Here is a 15,958-nt window from a genome sequence, read left to right on the forward strand (position 1 = left end):
CTCAGCGGTGCAGCAGGACCGCCGCGCGCGCTTCCATCGCGCGGCCCTCGCCCACCGGGCCTAGCTTCTCGGCCGTCTTGGCCTTCACGTTGACCTGGTCGCGCGCGATGCCCAGCGTATCGGCGATGCGCTGGCACATGAGCGGAATGTGCGGCGCCAGCTTCGGCGCCTGCGCGATCACGGTGCTGTCGACGTTGCCGATTTCCCAGCCCGCCTCGCGCACGCGGCGTGCCGCCTCGGCCAGCAGCACCGCCGAATCGGCACCGCGAAACTGCGCGTCGGTGTCGGGAAAGTGCCGGCCGATGTCGCCGAGGCCCGCGCCGCCCAGCAGCGCATCGGTGATCGCGTGCAGCAGCACGTCGGCGTCCGAATGCCCCAGCAGGCCGGTGGTGTGCGGCACCTCGATGCCGCCCAGGATGAGCTTGCGCCCCGCCACCAGTTGATGAACGTCCCAGCCCTCGCCGACACGGATGTTGAAGGAGGCTGCAGTCATGGCATGGCTTTCTTGCGGCCGAGCAGAACCGCCTCGGCCATTGCGAAATCTTCGGGAAAAGTGACCTTCAGGTTCTGCCCGCTCCCCGGCACCAGCAGCGGCGAGAGGCCGATGGATTCGATGGCGCTGGCCTCGTCGGTCACCGCGTCGCCCGCGCGCTCGAGTGCGTCGAGCAGCATGCCGATGCGGAACATCTGCGGCGTTTGCGCGAGCCACTTGTCGGCCCGCGACAAGGTCTGGGAAACCCGGCTGTCGGCCGAGGACACCTTCAGCGTGTCAGCCAGCCGGTGCGCCAGCAGGCCGCCGACGGCGTCGTGCTCGCAGGCGGCGATCAGCGCCTCGATCTGGGTGGACGTGACAAGGCAGCGCGCCGCGTCATGTACCAGCACCCAGTCGTGCGCCCCGGCGCCCTTTTGCCGCAGCGCCGCCAGGCCGTTGCGCACCGTGGCCGCCCGGGTCAGGCCGCCGACTTGCAGCAGGTACTCGCCGTCGCCCGGGAAGCGAGGCAGCGCGGCCTGCACGTCGCGGTCGTCCGGCGACACCACCACCGCCAGCCCCGCAAAACGACCGGCCAGCGCGCGAAAAGCCTCCACCGTGTGCGCCACCATCGGCGCCCCCGCGAGCCGCTGGTACTGCTTGGGCTGAACGCCTCCCGCGCGGTGGCCGGAGCCGGCGCAGGGAATCAGCACGAAAAATCGGGAAGAAGACATTGAGGATGTGGCACGGGCCGATGGCCGACAAGCGGGGAAAGGGCCGCCATTCTAGAATTGCCCTCCGCACACCCCTCGCCGCCCGGCGCGGGGTGTCTTGCATTTTTCGAAGCGTTCCATGGACCTCCCCCACCTCACGGCGGGCAAGCGTTTCACGCTGCCGCGTCCCCCCTTGTCGGCCGATGCGCTGCTGCTTGCGCAGCTGGGCATGCGCGAGAAGGCCGCCGGCCGCGCCACCGCGATGTTCACGGCCGACGCCAACGACGCACAGCGGCTCATCGACGAAATCGCCTTCTTCGCGCCCGACCTGCGCTGCGCCCTCTTTCCCGACTGGGAAACGCTGCCCTACGACAGCTTCTCGCCTCACCAGGATCTGATCAGCGAGCGCCTGGCCACCCTGTGGCGCATCAGCCAGAAAGAGGCCGACGTGGTGCTGGTGCCCGCCACCACCGCGCTCTACCGCCTCGCGCCCCCGGCGTTCCTCGCCGGCTACACCTTTCACTTCAAGGCCAAGCAGAAGCTGGAAGAGTCCAAGCTCAAGGCCCAGCTCACGCTGGCCGGCTACAGCCATGTGACGCAGGTGGTGAGCCCGGGCGAATACGCGGTGCGCGGCGGCCTGATCGACCTGTTTCCCATGGGTTCGCTGGTGCCGTTCCGCGTCGACCTGTTCGACGACGAGATCGATTCCATCCGCACCTTCGACCCCGACACCCAGCGCAGCCTCTACCCCGTGCCAGAGGTGCGCCTGCTGCCGGGCCGCGAGTTCCCGATGGACGACGACGCCCGCGCGCGCTTTCGCAGCCGCTGGCGCGAACTGCTCGAGGGCGACCCGACCAAGAGCCGCATCTACAAGGACATGGGCAACGGCGTGGCCACCGCCGGCATCGAGTACTACCTGCCGCTGTTCTTCGACGAGACGGCCACGGTGTTCGACTACCTGGGCCCCGACGCCACCGTGGTGCTGCACGGCGACCTGGAACCCGCGTTCCAGCATTTCTGGCAGGACGCGAACGAGCGCTACCGGCTGGTGCGCGGCGACCCGGAGCGCCCGGCGCTGCCGCCAGAGGCGCTCTTCCTCAACGCCGAGCAGTTCTACCAGCGCGCCAAGCCGCATGCCCAGCTTGCGATCCGGGGCGATATCGACACCGAAACGCCCTACGCCGAATTCGACAAGCTCCCGCCCTTCGCCGTGGTGCGCGGCGCCGAAGACCCGCTGGTCGGCCTCAAGGCCCACATCGCCGCCACGCCGCACCGCGTGCTGATGGTTGCGGAAAGCGACGGCCGCCGCGAGAGCCTGCTCGACTTCCTCCGCGCCAGTGGCGTGAGCCCGCCGGCCTTCGACTCGCTGGCCGAGTTCGAAGCGTCCACCGACGAGAAGATCGGCATCGTCACCGCCGCGCTGGCCTCGGGCTTCGCGTGGCGCGAGCAAGGCATCGACCTGGTCACCGAGACCGAGCTGTTTGCCACCGCCCCCACCACGCGCCGTCGCAACAAGAAGCAGGAACAGGTCAGCGACGTCGAGGCGCTGATCAAGGACTTGTCGGAGCTGAACGTCGGCGACCCGGTGGTCCACACCGCGCACGGCATCGGCCGCTACCGGGGCCTCGTCCACATGGACCTGGGCCAGGGCGCCGACGCCGAAGGCAAGCCCCTGCTGCAGGAAATGCTGCACCTGGAGTACGCCGACAAGGCCACGCTCTACGTGCCCGTCTCGCAGCTGCACCAGATCAGCCGCTATACCGGCGTGAGCGCCGACGAGGCCCCGCTGCACCGGCTGGGCTCCGGCCAATGGGAAAAGGCCAAGCGCAAGGCCGCCGAGCAGGTGCGCGACTCGGCGGCCGAACTGCTCAACATCTACGCCCGCCGGGCCGCGCGCGAAGGCCATGCCTTCCGCTATTCGGCTGCCGACTACGAGGTGTTCGCCAACGACTTCGGCTTCCAGGAAACCGCCGACCAGAAGGCCGCGATCCACGCGGTGGTGCAGGACATGATCTCGCCCCAGCCCATGGACCGCCTGGTCTGCGGCGACGTGGGCTTCGGCAAGACCGAGGTCGCGCTGCGCGCCGCCTTCATCGCCATCACCGGCGGCAAGCAGGTCGCGTTCCTCGCGCCCACCACGCTGCTGGCCGAACAGCACTACCAGACGCTGGTCGATCGTTTCGCCAAGTGGCCGGTGAAGGTGGCGGAGATGAGCCGCTTCCGCTCGGCCAAGGAAATCACCGCCGCCGCGAAGGGGCTGGCCGAGGGCCAGATCGACATCGTGGTGGGCACGCACAAGCTGCTGTCGCCGTCGATCAAGTTCAAGAATCTGGGCCTGCTCATCATCGACGAGGAGCACCGTTTCGGCGTGCGCCACAAGGAGGCGATGAAGGCGATGCGCGCCGAGGTCGATGTGCTCACGCTCACCGCCACGCCGATTCCACGCACGCTGGGCATGGCGCTCGAGGGCCTGCGCGACCTGAGTGTGATCGCCACTGCGCCGCAGCGACGCCTGGCGATCAAGACCTTCGTGCGCAACGAGGGCACCGGCGTGATCCGCGAGGCCGTGCTGCGCGAATTGAAGCGCGGCGGGCAGGTCTACTTCCTGCACAACGAGGTCGAGACCATCGAGAACCGCCGCCAGAAGCTCGAAGAAATCCTGCCCGAGGCCCGCATCGCGGTCGCCCACGGCCAGATGCCCGAGCGCGAGCTGGAGCGCGTGATGCGCGACTTCGTGGCGCAGCGCTACAACCTGTTGCTGTGCTCGACCATCATCGAGACCGGCATCGACGTGCCGACCGCGAACACCATCGTGATGAGCCGCGCCGACAAGTTCGGCCTCGCGCAACTGCACCAGCTGCGCGGCCGCGTCGGACGCTCGCACCACCAGGCCTATGCCTACCTGATGGTTCCGGACACCGAGGGCCTGACCAAGCAGGCCGCCCAGCGGCTGGACGCCATCCAGCAGATGGAAGAACTGGGCTCGGGCTTCTACCTCGCGATGCACGACCTGGAAATCCGCGGCACGGGCGAAGTGCTGGGCGAGAACCAGAGCGGCAACATGATGGAGATCGGCTTCCAGCTCTACAACGAGATGCTCAGCGAAGCTGTGCGCGCCCTCAAGGCCGGGCAGGAGCCCGACCTGCTCTCGCCGCTGTCGGTCACCACCGAAATCAACCTGCACGCCCCGGCCCTCTTGCCCGACGACTACTGCGGCGATGTGCACCTGCGCCTGTCGTTCTACAAGAAGCTGGCCACCGCGAAGACGCCCGACCAGATCGACACCCTGCTGGAAGAAATCGTCGACCGCTTCGGCAAGCTGCCGCCGCAGGCGCAGACGCTGATCGACACGCACCGGCTGCGCGTGCTCGCGCGGCCCTACGGCGTGGTCAAGGTCGATGCCGCGCCCGGCATCATCAACATCACCTTCAAGAAGGACGCGCCGGTCGACGGCATGGCCATCATCCAGTTGGTGCAGAAGAACAAGCACATCAAGCTCGCCGGCAACGAGAAGCTTCGCATCGAACGCGAACTCAAGGAGCCGAAGGAGCGTGCGCAGATGGTGCGCGATGTGCTGCGAAGCCTCGGACAACCCCTCGTCAAGGAACCCGCCCCCGCATGAGCGCTACAGAAATTTCTCCCTGTCTCGTGATCCAGCGCGTGAAGCCGCCACTGACCCTGGCCGATTTCAAGCTGATCGCGTTCGACATGGACTCCACGCTGATCAACATCGAATGCATCGACGAAATCGCCGATGCCGTCGGCAAGAAGGCCGAGGTGGCCGCGATCACCGAGGCCACGATGCGCGGCGAGATCAAGGACTTCAAGGAAAGCCTGCGCCGCCGCGTGGCGCTGCTGCAGGGCGTGCCGGTCGAGGCGCTGCAGCAGGTGTACGACGAGCGGTTGAAGCTCAACCCCGGTGCGACCGAACTGGTCGCGGCGTGCAAGAAGGCCGGCCTCAAGGTGCTGCTGGTGTCGGGCGGCTTCACCTTCTTTGCGAACCGCGTGAAGGACCGGCTGGGCATCGACTTCGCGCGCTCGAACCTGCTCGACGAAGCCGACGGCAAACTCACCGGCGAAGTGGTGACGCAGAGCTGGGGCGACATCTGCGACGGCGCCGAAAAGCGCCGCACGCTGCTCGAAGTGGCATCGCTCATGGGCATTTCGCCGCAGGAAACCATCGCCGTGGGCGACGGCGCCAACGACCTGCCGATGATGGGCGAGGCCGGCCTCTCGGTGGCCTATCACGCCAAGCCGAAGGTCCGCGAACAGGCCATGGTCGCCATCAACGAAGGCGGGCTCGACCGGTTGCTGGAGGTCCTGAAATGACTCCTGCCGCAGTTGACGCCCCGCTCTACCGCGCCGATGCGCTCAGGGACTACGGCAGCGCCCTGTTGCAAAAGGCCGGCCTCGCGCCGTCGATGGCCGACAGCGTTGCCCGCACCCTGGTCGAAGGCGACCTGCTGGGCCACGACACGCACGGCCTCGCGCTGCTGGCCGACTATGTCAAAGCGGTCGAATCGGGCGGCATGACGCGCGACGGCACGCCCGAGGTGCTGTCGGACCGCCCCGCCGCCGTGCTGTGGGACGGCAAGCGCCTGCCCGGCCCCTGGCTCATGGACCAGGGCATGGACCTGTTGATTCCGCGCGCCCGCGAACTGGGCACCGCCTCGCTGGTGATCCGCCGCAGCCACCACATCGCCTGCCTCGCTGTCTACATGCTGCGCGCACTGCAGGAAGACATGCTGATGCTCCTGGCCTGCTCCGACCCCAACGGCGCCAGCGTCGCGCCCTTCGGCGGCACGCAGGCGGTGTTCACGCCGAATCCGCTGGCAATGGGCTTTCCGCTGTCGCAGGGCGGCGTGATGGTCGACATCTCGGCCTCGATCACCACCAACGGCATGAGCAATCGCAAGCGCGCCGCTGGCGAGACCTTCGCCGAAGAGTGGCTGATCGATGCGGCCGGCAAGCCGACGAACAACCCGCAGGTGCTGTTCGACCAGCCGCCGGGCACGCTGCTGCCAGTTGGCGGCCTGAGCCATGGCCACAAGGGCTACGGCATGGCGTTGCTGGTGGAGACGCTGACGGGTGGGCTGGCCGGCTTCGGCCGGGCCGATCCGCCCGAGGGCTGGGGTGCGACAGTGCACATCACGCTGCACGACCTCAATGCTTTCGGCGGCAAGGAGGCGTTCCTGCGCCAGATGGACCATGTCGCGGCCAGGTGCCGGGACAACTTGCCGATCGACCCTGCGAAGCCGGTGCGGCTGCCGGGCGAAGGCGGATTGAAGCGCCGGGATGCGCAGTCGAAGAATGGGGTGCGGCTGCACCCGTCGATCGCGCGTTCGTTGCAGGATGCCGAGCAGCGCCACGGGCTGCTGCTCGCGAACGCGCTTCTCTAGTCTTCGTCGGACGGATGTTCTGCCCGCTCGCCGGCCGGGCGCGGCGGGCGCTTGCCGGGCTTGGCCAGGATCTCGATGTAGAACTGCTTGCCGCCCTCTTTCACGATGCCGTCGATCAGCTTGTTGATGGCTGGCAGTTGGGCGATCTCTGCGGTTTCGGACGAAGCGCCGAACTTGCAATCGAAGTCCCAGAAGTCGTTGCCCTCGGGCAGGTCGCGGCGGCGCTCGCGCTTGATGTACTTGCTGATCTCGTGCTTGATGGCTTCGACGAGACGATCGGGGTGCTTGCCCTCGACATGAAGCTGAAAGGTTTTTCTCATGGGTGATCGTAACTCTGTAGACCGGCCGATTCTGGTGTGTACAGTCGGCGGCTCTATGGAAAGCAGGTGAAAGACATGGCGCGCGCAAACGACTGGGCAAGCAAGGTGATGGCATTGGTCAACGGAGGCAACGCGTCCGCAGCCATCGCGCAGATCAAGGTAGCGCCCTCGGTCAAGGACCTGAAAGCGCTTCAGACCATCATGACGCTCTCGAAAATGAAGGGCCGCTATCCGAATGTGGATACGGCCATTTCAGAAAACCTGGACCTGCTGGCGGCGCCCCGCCTGCATCGCTCGCCCTGAACTCGCCCTGACGGCCTACAGCGCCTGGCCGAGGCGCTTCACGCCCTCTTCGATCTTCGCGATATCGGCCGTTGCAAAGCTCAGGCGCAGCGTGGCCACATCGGGCTTTTCGGCGAAGAACGGCGCACCGGGCACGAAGGCCACGAGCTTCTCGATCGCGCGCTTGGCCAACTCGTTCGCATCGGCCAGCTTGCCGTTGGCCCCCGTCAGGCGCGCCCAGAAGAACAGGCCGCCGGCCGGCTGCGTGAAGCTCACGGCGTCGCCCAACTCGCGCTGGAGCGCCGCGCCCATGGCCTGCGCACGCTGGCCGTACACCTCGCGCACATGCGCCAGCGTGCCGGGCATGCGGCCGCTCTTGAGGTACTGCGCGGCCGTGGCCTGCGAGAAGGTGCTGGTGTGCGCATCGCTGAACTGCTTGCACATGGTCGCCTTGGCCAGCAGTTCGGCCGGCGCGATCATCCAGCCGATGCGCAGGCCCGGGCTCAGCACCTTGCTGAGGCTGCCGCAGTGCGCGAGCAGTTCGCGGCTGCCGGGCACGTCCTTGCTCAGGGCGAGGATCGACGGCGGCGGCGCTTCGCCGAAATAGAGGTCGCCGTAGGGGTCGTCCTCGACGATCAGCGTCTGGTACTTCACGGCAAGTTCGAGCACCTTCTTGCGGCGCTCCAGCGTCAGCATCGCGCCGCTGGGGTTGCCGAAGGTAGGGATCAGGTAGACGAACTTGGGCTTGTGCTCGGCGATGAGCTTCTCGAGCTCGTCGGTCTTCACGCCGTTGGCGTCGATGGGCGCGCTGATGAGCTGCGCACCGTAGAGGCGAAAGCACTGGATGGTAGCCAGGAAGGTCGGGCCTTCGACGATCACCTTGTCGCCGGGCGAAATCATGGTCTTGCCCAGCAGGTCCAGCGCCTGCTGGCTGCCGGTGGTGACGATGAGGCCGCTGGGGTCCACATCGACGCCTTTGGTCTTCATGAAGGCGCTGAGCTGGCTGCGCAGCGGCTCGTAGCCTTCGGTGGCGCCGTATTGCAATGCGGCGCCGGGCTCCTCGCTCAATGCCTTTTGGCTCGCCTCCTTCAGGCCCTCGACGTCGAACATGGCGCTGTCCGGGAAACCGCCCGCAAAACTGATGATGCCGGGCTTGCCGAGCAGCTTGAAAAGTTCGCGGATGGCGGAGGTTTCGACGTTGTCGAGGCGGGAGGCGAATTGCATGGCAGGTCTCACTTTCTGGGTGGCATTGTCGCGAAAGCCGGGGGCATGAATGCTGCATAAGGCGATCGACTTTCAACGATATATTGCGCCTGTCGCCGCCGGCGCCTCCCGGGCCAGACGCGCGCGACGCCCCCGACCCCATGAAAAAAGAAAACATTCCCCTCTTCTTCGCCACCCTGCAGGCGGCCAACCCCACGCCCGAGACCGAACTCGAATACGACACCCCCTTCGAACTGCTGGCCGCCGTGCTGCTCTCGGCGCAGGCCACCGACGTGGGCGTGAACAAGGCCACGCGCAAGCTCTTTCCGGTGGCCAACACGCCGCAGGCAATCCTCGATCTGGGTGTCGAAGGGCTGGAGGAGTACATCAAGACCATCGGTCTCTACCGCAGCAAGGCCAGGCACCTGTTCGAAACCTGCCGCATGCTGGTCGAGCTGCACGGCGGCGAAGTGCCCAGGACGCGCGCCGAGCTCGAGGCCCTGCCCGGCGTTGGCCGCAAGACCGCCAACGTGGTGCTGAACGTGGCCTTCGGCGAGGCGACCATCGCGGTCGACACGCACATCTTCCGCATGGGCAACCGCACCGGGCTCGCACCGGGCAAGACGCCGTTGGAGGTGGAACTCAAGCTGGAGAAACGCGTCCCACTGGCGTACCGTCTGCATGCGCACCACTGGCTCATCCTGCACGGCCGCTACATCTGCGTGGCGCGCAAGCCGCGCTGCTGGGAATGCGCGGTGGCCCCGTACTGCGACTACAAGCCCAAGACACCCGCCCCCAAAACGGCCTGACCGACCGAAACACCACACCGCATGACGCTCTCCAAGACCACCCCCGGCGCCCTCCTCGCCGCCGCCCTGCTGCTGGCCGCTGCCTTCGCCCCGGGGGCGGCGTGGTCGCAGCAGGGTGACAAAGGCCTGTCGCCCGAGGCCATGGCGCTCTACGGTGGCCGCTGGTCCACGTCGTGCGCCGATGCCTCCGCGCCCACGCTGCAAGTGCGCCAGGACACCCTGATCGCCGAAAGCGGCAAGCGCCGCGTGGTCGGCCAGGCGCCCGACACGGCCCTGAGCTTTTTCGGCAACAGCCAGCCGCCGGCGAACTTCGATGTGGCGCTGATGAGCGAGGTGGACAAGGCCGGCGCGCTGAACTTCCTGGTCTTCCGCGAAGCGCGCGGGCAGGTGATCACGCTGGACGCCGCCAAACCGGTGGCGGGCCAACTGGGCCCCGACCTGATGAAGCAGCGCTACTGGCGCTGCGACGGCGCCGTGCGCGCCGCGACGCCGGCCGAGCCCACCACCAAGCCAGCGGCGCCGGCCACGGGCAGCCCGGCCGCGCTGGCGCAGGGCCCCGCGATGCAGAAAGCCTGGCGCACCGCGCTGGGCACGCGCGAAACCGACCGCTGGCTGGTACGCCGCGAAGGCCCCGCGCCCGAGCCGCAATGGGTGACCGTGGAAGGCACCCGCTATGTGCTGCACGCCTTCTGCAAGCCGCACGACTGCCACGACAACAACGCCATCGCGCTCTACGACCAGGGCTCGGGCCGCGTCTACGGGCTGGTGCAGCGCAACGGCAAGAACAGCCTGGTGGGCGCGCCGCCGAAGGCCCTGGCACCGCAGCTGGACAAGCTCTGGCGGGAGCAGTGGCGCGCCAAAAACTGAGTTGACAGGCCCTGTTCGCGAGGTGCGGCCACCATGAACGCCCGTCCGCGCTACCGCACTACGCTTCCAGTGATGGAGGCGCAAAGCCCTGCAGCGACAGACGGCGCGCAGGCACGGCCATCGCCCAATGTCATTCGCCTGAAGGCTGCTCGAAAGTCAGCCAGCCGCCGAATGCGAGTTCGCCGGCGGGCCATTCCGCAGCGGTTGCCGGGCAGCGGATGCCGCGCTGCAGCAGCGTCACCGCGCGCAGCACGCCGGCATGCGTGACCCAGAGCGCATCGCCCTCGCCCGCCAGCCACTCGTCGCGCGCGTCGGCCGCACGTTGCATGAACGCGCGCACGCTCTCGCCGCGGGTGCCGGCGAGAGCTTCGGAGAAGTTGCCGGTCCACGCGTCGAAGTCTTCGCGCGCGATGGCGGACCACGGGCGCCCTTCCCAGGCACCGAAATCCATCTCGGCGATGCGGGCATCGTGCTGAACCGCCAAGTCCGGGCGCAGTGCCGCGATGGCGTCGGCAAGGGCGGTACAGCGCCGAAGCGGCGAACTGCGCAGCGCGATGCCGGCGGGCAGCAAGGGCGCGATGCGTTGCGCGGCGGCCAGCGTGGCATCGGTGTGCGCTTCGAGGTCGGTGGCGCCATAGCAAAGCCCGGGCTCCGCCATCACCGGCGCGTGGCGCAGCAGCCAGAGCTTTTTCATGCCTGCCAGGCCAGCGCGAGGTAGATCGCGAGCTCGCAGACCTGTTGGGTGGCGCCCAATCCGTCACCGGTGAAGCCTTGAAGGCGCCGCATGAACAGCCGCGCCATCCACCCCGCCACGAGAACGACCGCCACCAGCGCCGCAGCCACATGCACGACGTCGTGCGCACACAGCAGCAGCGCCACCGCCGGCAGCGACCACAGCACCGCAATGACCAGCGCGCCGCCGCTGATCGCGTCGGCCAGCGGCTTCGCCTTGCTCGCCCCGCTGTCGCCCACGTAGGGCAGCCAGCGGATCAGGAACAGCGGCGCCAGCCGCGACAGCACATGCGCGCCCACGATGGCCACGGCCGCCGCCTCCAGCCCGCGCCCGGCCAGCGTGGCAAGCAGCGCGAACTTGAGGCCCAGCGCCAGCACCAGCGCCACCGCGCCGAAGGCACCGATGCGCGAGTCCTTCATGATTTCCAGCGCCCGCTCGCGATCGGCCGAGCCGCCCAGGCCGTCGGCCACGTCGGCCAGCCCGTCTTCATGGAAGGCGCCGGTCAGCATCACGGTGGCGACGGTGCTCAGCACGGCGGCGGCGAAGGCACCCGCGACGCTCTGCAAACCGACGCCGACCCCCACGAAAACCAGCGCGGCCACGCCGCCCACCAGCCATCCGATGCCCGGCAGGTGCGCCGCGCTCGCACGCAGCATTTGCGGACTGAACCCGACCCACGCCGCGAGCGCGCCCGTCACCGGCACGCGGGTGAAGAACTGCAGTGCCAGCAAAAAGTGGCGAACGCCGTTCGTCACGCGCACAACGCAACCTCCGTGCGCCGCGCTGCGGCATTCGCGTTGAAAGCGGCCCGGCGGCTCATGCGTCCTTGCGCGAGACGCCCGCCGCCTCGAAGCTCGCCATCTCGCGCAGGATGAGGCAGGCCGATTCGAGCAGCGGCCAGGCCAGCGCGCCGCCCGAGCCTTCGCCCAGGCGCAGGTCCAGATGCAACAGGGGCTCCAGCCCCAGGTGCTGGAGCAGCAGCGCATGGCCGGGCTCCGCCGAACTGTGCGCGGCCACGCAGCGCTGCGTCACATGCGGCTGCAGCGCCTGCGCGACCAGCACCGCCGAGCTGGCGATGAAGCCGTCGACCACGATCACGCGACGCTCCTCGGCCGCCTGCAGCACCGCGCCGACCAGCGTGGCAACTTCGAAACCGCCGAACGCAGCCAGCGCGTCCAGCGGCGCGGTGGCGGCCGAATGCAAAGCCAGCACTTCGCCCAGCACTTCCCGCTTGCGCGCGAGCCCCGCGGCGTCCAGGCCGGTGCCGGCGCCGGTGCAGGCGCCGATGTCCAGGCGCGCGAGCCGCGACAGCAGCAGCGAGGCCGACGAGCTGTTGCCGATGCCCATCTCGCCGAGCAGCAAGGCATTGCCCGGCAGCAGGTGCACCACCTCCCTTCCGTTGGCGATGGCCTGCGCGCACTGCGCGGCCGTCATGGCCGGGCCGGCCGATGCATCGGCCGTGCCGGCGGCGATTCGCCGCGACACCAGCCCCGGACGCGGCTGAAAGTCGCGCCGCACGCCGCAATCGACCACCGTCAGCGCCAGCCCGTGCTGGCGCGCGAGCACGCTCACCGCCGCGCCGCCGGCCAGAAAGTTCTCGACCATCTGCCAGGTCACGTCGCTCGGAAACGCCGAGACGCCGCGCGCCGCCAGGCCGTGGTCGCCGGCGCAGACCAGCATCTGCGGCGCCTCGAGCACCGGGGCTTCGCTGCCCAGGATGGTGCCGATCCGCAGCGCCAATGCTTCGAGCTTGCCGAGCGCGCCCAGCGGCTTGGTCTTGTTGTCGATGGCGCTCTGCAGCCTTGCAGCCAGCGCGGCATCGGCGATGTCGGAAATGGAAGGAATCGTTGGGTTCATGCAATCAGCCCGGCAAGCACGCCGGCGTCGAAATGGGTGTCGATGAAGTCGGCCAGGCCGTCGAAAGTGCTGTCCAGCGTGGGCGCCGCGGCGCCGAACAGCGCATGCAGCACCGTGGCGTCCTCGAAGAGGCCATGAAGGTACAGGCCCAGCACATTGCCGCGCGCGTTCTGCCAGGCCAGCCCTTCGGGCATCACGGCATGGCCGTCGTGCGCCATCTGGGGGTGGGCGGCGGTCTGGCCGTGGTGAATTTCGTAGCCGGCCATCGGCACACCCGACAGCGCGGCCCAGTCGCCGGCCAGCGTGCCGAAGGTGGCCGCGCGGTGACACACCGTTTTCTCGCGCTCGAAAACCGTCACCAGCGGCAGCAGGCCGAGGCCCGGCGCATTGCCGTCGATGCCGTGCGGATCGACAAGCGCCTCGCCCAGCATCTGCAGGCCGCCGCAGATGCCCAGCACCACGCCGCCGCGCGCGGCATGCTCCGCGACGGCACGGTCGAGCCCCTGCGCGCGCAGCCAGGCCAGGTCGCCGCTGGTGTGCTTGGAGCCGGGCAGCACGATCCAGTCGGCGCCGGCCACGTCGGCGGGCGTGCGCGCCCAGACGAGGCGCACCCCGGGCACGTTCTTGAGCGACTGGAATTCGTCGAGATTGCTGATGCGTGGATAGGCGATCACGGCCACGGTCTTCGTCACCGTGCCGCTGGCGCGGCTCCGGTCGTCGAACACGCCGTCTTCCTCGGGCAGGCCGTGCTGCCACCACATCGGCAGCGTGGCGACCGTGGGCACGCCGGTCAGCGCCTGCAGTTTCTCGGGCGCGGGCGACAGCAGCGAGGCATCGCCCCTGAACTTGTTGAGCACAAAACCGTGCAGCAGCGAGCGGTCGGCCTCGGGCAGCAGCGCCCAGGTGCCGTACAAGTGGGCGAAGGCGCCGCCGCGGTCGATGTCGGTGGCCAGCAGGCAGCGGGCTTCCGCATAGCGGGCGACGCGCAGGTTGACGATGTCGCTGGCCATCAGGTTGATCTCGGCCGGCGAGCCCGCGCCCTCGATCACCACCACGTCGTTTTCCGCGCGCAGTTCGTCCAGGGCCTGCGCGATCTGCGGCCACACGCGCTCGCTGCGGCCGCGCCAGGGCAAGGCGGAGAGCACCTCGCTCACCTGCCCCATCAACACGACCTGGCTGTGGGTGTCGCGCTCGGGCTTGAGCAGCAGCGGGTTCATGCGCACCTCGGGCACCGCATTGGCAGCCAGCGCCTGGAAGTACTGGGCACTGCCGATTTCGCCGCCATCGACCACGCGGGCGTTGTTGCTCATGTTCTGCGCCTTGAAGGGCGCGACCTTCAGGCCCCGCCGCGCATACCAGCGGCACAGCGCCGTGGCCAGCCAGCTCTTGCCGGCGCCGCTGGTGGTACCCAGGACCATGACGCAGCGCGCCGGCCCGTTTTTCGCCGTTGAACTCATGGCGCGGATTGTCGTTGAGCACCGGACCCGGAGAAATCGGCCGGCCGAAGTGCGTCATCCGTCACGCATGGCCTGTGCGAGTGGCGGGCGGCCTGAATCCGAAGGCGCTGCTTTTTCGTATACCGATGCACACCACCGCACATCGACCACCCCCCAAATGCCAGCCCTCAACGACCTGGCGCTCGCGGTCGAGGAGCGCGAGCCCGGCCAGTTCTTCTGGACGCTGCTCGAAGCCCTCGACCACGGCCGCCACACCGACACCCTCGACTACCGGGTGTACCGCACGGCGTCCAGGCCGCAGACCAGCCACTCCAACGCGCTGGCGCTGGGCGTGGCGGAGCTGCAGAAGATCAGCGCGTCGCTACCTTCTGCGGCGCCGTAGCCGAAGCGGTCGCCGCCGGCACTTCCCACGTGCCGCCGATGGCGCGGATCAGGCCCACGGTCGCCTGGTACTGCGCCGACTTCACCTGCAGCGCCTGCCGCCGATTGCGCAGTTCGCTGCGACGCGCATCCAGCAGGTCGAGCTGGCTGATGTAGCCGTTGCGGTAGCGCGTGTCCGACAGGCTCGTGGCCCGCTGCGCCGACGACACCGCCTTGGCCTGCACCACCGACTGCTCCTGCAGGATGCGGATGGCCGCCAACTGGTCTTCGACCTCCTGGAACGCCACCAGCACCTGCGTGCGGTAGCTGGCGATCGCACCATCGAGCTGGGCATTGGCGCCCTGCACCCCGGCCTCGCGGCGGCCGCCGTCAAAGATCGGCAGCGACAGCAGCGCGCCCACGCCCCATGAGCGGGCCGACCACTTGAAGAGGTCGCCGATCTCGGGCGAGGCATAGCCGGCCGCGCCGGTCAGCGAAATATCGGGAAACCACGCGGTCTGCGCCACGCCCACCCGGGCCTGCGCCGCCAGCACCGCGTTCTGCGCGGCCGACACGTCGGGCCGGCGCGTGAGCACCGTGCCCGGCACGCCCGGCGGAATGGCCGGCAACGCGGTCGCCCATTCGTCGGTGCGCAGGCCGAAGCTGGAGGCCGAATCGCCCACCAGCACCGCGAGCGCGTGCTCGACCTGGGCGCGTTGGCGGTCGAGCGCCAGCGCATCCGATTCGGTGGACGACACCTCGGTCTGCACCCGCGCCACGTCGAGCTCGGCGATGTCGCCGGCCGCCTGGCGCCGCTGCGTGAGGCGCAGCGTGTCGCTGTAGGCCTCGACCGTCTCGCGCATCAGTGCGCGTTCGGCGTCGAGCGCGCGCAGTTGCAGATAGGTCTGCGCCACTTCGGCCTGCACCGCCAGGCGCGTGCTCTGCAGCAGGCCTTCGCGGCCGGCGGCATCGAGCTTGGCCGCGTTGCTGGCGCCCGAGAGGCGGCCGAACAGGTCGAGCTCGTAGGAGAAGGTGGCGCCGATGTTGGTCATCGTGCCCGGCCGGGTGCTGGCCGTGGCCTTGTCCAGCCCCGCGCCGCGGTTGGCGCCGGCGCCCAGGCCGATCTGCGGTAACCGGTCGGCCTGCGCGCTGCGAGCCAGCGCACGGGCTTCGGCCAGCCGCGCCGCGGCGCCCTGGATGTTGTTGTTATTGACGTCGGCCTTCTCGACCAGCGCATTGAGCACCGGGTCGTTGAACGCCAGCCACCAGGCGCCGCGCGCCTGTGCTTCCGCAGGCAGCGCCCGCGTGAAGCCGGCGGGCGGCGTGGCGCCCTGCTCCTTGAACTGGGCGGTGGTCTGGATCTGCGGCACGCCGGAGGGCACGGTGGCGCACCCGGCCAGCGCCAGGGCCGCCACCAGCGGCAGCAAGGCGTTGCGAAGCGGACGAACCCAAGGTTGAAATGCGAATGTCATGATGAACTTTCTTCTCG

16 protein-coding genes are annotated in these 15,958 nt (G+C 68.8%); 7 read left to right on the top strand and 9 right to left on the bottom strand.

Going from position 1 to position 15,958, the window contains the following annotated elements; all coding sequences use genetic code 11:
• Window position 1: 1 nt before the first annotated feature.
• Window positions 2-493, bottom strand: a complete 492-nt coding sequence (gene ispF, locus ABIC90_RS09650) for a 2-C-methyl-D-erythritol 2,4-cyclodiphosphate synthase (protein WP_354353869.1) — start codon at window positions 491-493, stop codon at window positions 2-4.
• Entirely contained in the window at window positions 490-1,203 is a 714-nt protein-coding gene (gene ispD / locus ABIC90_RS09655) for a 2-C-methyl-D-erythritol 4-phosphate cytidylyltransferase (RefSeq protein ID WP_354353871.1), read from the bottom strand. The genes ispF and ispD overlap by 4 nt, the downstream gene beginning before the upstream one ends.
• A 118-nt stretch (window positions 1,204-1,321) precedes the next feature.
• Between ispD and mfd the strand changes: the two genes are divergently transcribed.
• From mfd to ABIC90_RS09670, 3 genes are read left to right on the top strand one after another with little or no spacing between them, the layout of a single operon-like run.
• Complete coding sequence (gene mfd, locus ABIC90_RS09660) at window positions 1,322-4,804, top strand: transcription-repair coupling factor (RefSeq protein WP_354353872.1); 3,483 nt, start codon at window positions 1,322-1,324, stop codon at window positions 4,802-4,804.
• Complete coding sequence (gene serB / locus ABIC90_RS09665; RefSeq protein WP_354353873.1) at window positions 4,801-5,511, top strand: phosphoserine phosphatase SerB; 711 nt, start codon at window positions 4,801-4,803, stop codon at window positions 5,509-5,511. The genes mfd and serB overlap by 4 nt, the downstream gene beginning before the upstream one ends.
• Window positions 5,508-6,581, top strand: coding sequence for an Ldh family oxidoreductase (locus ABIC90_RS09670; RefSeq protein ID WP_354353874.1), 1,074 nt, complete (start codon window positions 5,508-5,510; stop codon window positions 6,579-6,581). Before serB ends, ABIC90_RS09670 begins: the two co-directional genes overlap by 4 nt.
• Here ABIC90_RS09670 and ABIC90_RS09675 read toward each other — a convergent pair.
• Window positions 6,578-6,901: a DUF6172 family protein gene (locus ABIC90_RS09675; protein ID WP_354353875.1), complete on the bottom strand. Its 324-nt coding sequence runs from the start codon at window positions 6,899-6,901 to the stop codon at window positions 6,578-6,580. The two genes, ABIC90_RS09670 and ABIC90_RS09675, sit on opposite strands and share 4 nt — an antisense overlap.
• Before the next feature lie 75 nt (window positions 6,902-6,976).
• Between ABIC90_RS09675 and ABIC90_RS09680 the strand changes: the two genes are divergently transcribed.
• Window positions 6,977-7,204, top strand: coding sequence for a hypothetical protein (locus ABIC90_RS09680; RefSeq protein ID WP_280806993.1), 228 nt, complete (start codon window positions 6,977-6,979; stop codon window positions 7,202-7,204).
• A 15-nt stretch (window positions 7,205-7,219) separates the two neighbouring features.
• Here the strand turns inward: ABIC90_RS09680 and ABIC90_RS09685 are convergent, their stop codons facing one another.
• Window positions 7,220-8,407: a PLP-dependent aminotransferase family protein gene (locus ABIC90_RS09685; protein ID WP_354353877.1), complete on the bottom strand. Its 1,188-nt coding sequence runs from the start codon at window positions 8,405-8,407 to the stop codon at window positions 7,220-7,222.
• A 140-nt stretch (window positions 8,408-8,547) separates the two neighbouring features.
• On the opposite strand from ABIC90_RS09685, the gene nth reads away from it, so the two are divergent.
• Window positions 8,548-9,195 carry an endonuclease III gene (gene nth / locus ABIC90_RS09690; protein ID WP_354353878.1) on the top strand — a complete coding sequence of 216 codons (648 nt, stop codon included), beginning with the start codon at window positions 8,548-8,550 and terminating at the stop codon, window positions 9,193-9,195.
• Between the two features lie 21 nt (window positions 9,196-9,216).
• Window positions 9,217-10,062 (top strand): Ivy family c-type lysozyme inhibitor, encoded by an 846-nt coding sequence (locus ABIC90_RS09695; protein ID WP_354353879.1) that lies wholly within the window; start codon window positions 9,217-9,219, stop codon window positions 10,060-10,062.
• A 130-nt stretch (window positions 10,063-10,192) separates the two neighbouring features.
• On the opposite strand, the gene ABIC90_RS09700 is transcribed toward ABIC90_RS09695, so the two are convergent.
• Genes ABIC90_RS09700 through ABIC90_RS09715 form a run of 4 tightly spaced genes read right to left on the bottom strand, consistent with a single transcriptional unit; the run spans window position 10,193 to window position 14,109 of the window.
• The gene (locus tag ABIC90_RS09700) at window positions 10,193-10,756 is read right to left on the bottom strand and encodes a histidine phosphatase family protein (protein ID WP_354353880.1); all 564 of its coding nucleotides are present in this window, start codon (window positions 10,754-10,756) and stop codon (window positions 10,193-10,195) included.
• Window positions 10,753-11,556 carry an adenosylcobinamide-GDP ribazoletransferase gene (locus ABIC90_RS09705; protein WP_354353881.1) on the bottom strand — a complete coding sequence of 268 codons (804 nt, stop codon included), beginning with the start codon at window positions 11,554-11,556 and terminating at the stop codon, window positions 10,753-10,755. The genes ABIC90_RS09700 and ABIC90_RS09705 overlap by 4 nt, the downstream gene beginning before the upstream one ends.
• Before the next feature lie 55 nt (window positions 11,557-11,611).
• A complete protein-coding gene (cobT, locus tag ABIC90_RS09710) occupies window positions 11,612-12,652 on the bottom strand; it encodes a nicotinate-nucleotide--dimethylbenzimidazole phosphoribosyltransferase (RefSeq protein WP_354353882.1) in 1,041 nt (346 codons plus the stop codon).
• A complete protein-coding gene (locus tag ABIC90_RS09715) occupies window positions 12,649-14,109 on the bottom strand; it encodes a cobyric acid synthase (protein ID WP_354353883.1) in 1,461 nt (486 codons plus the stop codon). Before ABIC90_RS09715 ends, cobT begins: the two co-directional genes overlap by 4 nt.
• A gap of 157 nt (window positions 14,110-14,266) precedes the next feature.
• On the opposite strand from ABIC90_RS09715, the gene ABIC90_RS09720 reads away from it, so the two are divergent.
• Window positions 14,267-14,491 carry a hypothetical protein gene (locus tag ABIC90_RS09720; protein ID WP_354353884.1) on the top strand — a complete coding sequence of 75 codons (225 nt, stop codon included), beginning with the start codon at window positions 14,267-14,269 and terminating at the stop codon, window positions 14,489-14,491.
• Here the strand turns inward: ABIC90_RS09720 and ABIC90_RS09725 are convergent.
• Window positions 14,460-15,941: an efflux transporter outer membrane subunit gene (locus ABIC90_RS09725; protein WP_354353885.1), complete on the bottom strand. Its 1,482-nt coding sequence runs from the start codon at window positions 15,939-15,941 to the stop codon at window positions 14,460-14,462. The genes ABIC90_RS09720 and ABIC90_RS09725 overlap by 32 nt on opposite strands.
• Between the last annotated feature and the right edge of the window lie 17 nt (window positions 15,942-15,958).

It is taken from the genome of Variovorax boronicumulans, assembly GCF_040544675.1.
Lineage (GTDB): Bacteria > Pseudomonadota > Gammaproteobacteria > Burkholderiales > Burkholderiaceae_C > Variovorax > Variovorax boronicumulans_D.

Bases quoted from the DNA above. Each gene is read 5' to 3' on its own strand.
- ABIC90_RS09685 (WP_354353877.1), bottom strand. From the start codon at position 8,407: ATGCAATTCGCCTCCCGCCTCGACAACGTCGAAACCTCCGCCATCCGC.
- ABIC90_RS09670 (WP_354353874.1), top strand. From the start codon at position 5,508: ATGACTCCTGCCGCAGTTGACGCCCCGCTCTACCGCGCCGATGCGCTC.
- cobT (WP_354353882.1), bottom strand. From the start codon at position 12,652: ATGAACCCAACGATTCCTTCCATTTCCGACATCGCCGATGCCGCGCTG.
- ABIC90_RS09695 (WP_354353879.1), top strand. From the start codon at position 9,217: ATGACGCTCTCCAAGACCACCCCCGGCGCCCTCCTCGCCGCCGCCCTG.
- serB (WP_354353873.1), top strand. From the start codon at position 4,801: ATGAGCGCTACAGAAATTTCTCCCTGTCTCGTGATCCAGCGCGTGAAG.
- mfd (WP_354353872.1), top strand. From the start codon at position 1,322: ATGGACCTCCCCCACCTCACGGCGGGCAAGCGTTTCACGCTGCCGCGT.
- ABIC90_RS09675 (WP_354353875.1), bottom strand. From the start codon at position 6,901: ATGAGAAAAACCTTTCAGCTTCATGTCGAGGGCAAGCACCCCGATCGT.
- ispD (WP_354353871.1), bottom strand. From the start codon at position 1,203: ATGTCTTCTTCCCGATTTTTCGTGCTGATTCCCTGCGCCGGCTCCGGC.
- ispF (WP_354353869.1), bottom strand. From the start codon at position 493: ATGACTGCAGCCTCCTTCAACATCCGTGTCGGCGAGGGCTGGGACGTT.
- ABIC90_RS09680 (WP_280806993.1), top strand. From the start codon at position 6,977: ATGGCGCGCGCAAACGACTGGGCAAGCAAGGTGATGGCATTGGTCAAC.
- ABIC90_RS09700 (WP_354353880.1), bottom strand. From the start codon at position 10,756: ATGAAAAAGCTCTGGCTGCTGCGCCACGCGCCGGTGATGGCGGAGCCC.
- ABIC90_RS09725 (WP_354353885.1), bottom strand. From the start codon at position 15,941: ATGACATTCGCATTTCAACCTTGGGTTCGTCCGCTTCGCAACGCCTTG.
- ABIC90_RS09715 (WP_354353883.1), bottom strand. From the start codon at position 14,109: ATGAGTTCAACGGCGAAAAACGGGCCGGCGCGCTGCGTCATGGTCCTG.
- nth (WP_354353878.1), top strand. From the start codon at position 8,548: ATGAAAAAAGAAAACATTCCCCTCTTCTTCGCCACCCTGCAGGCGGCC.
- ABIC90_RS09720 (WP_354353884.1), top strand. From the start codon at position 14,267: ATGCCAGCCCTCAACGACCTGGCGCTCGCGGTCGAGGAGCGCGAGCCC.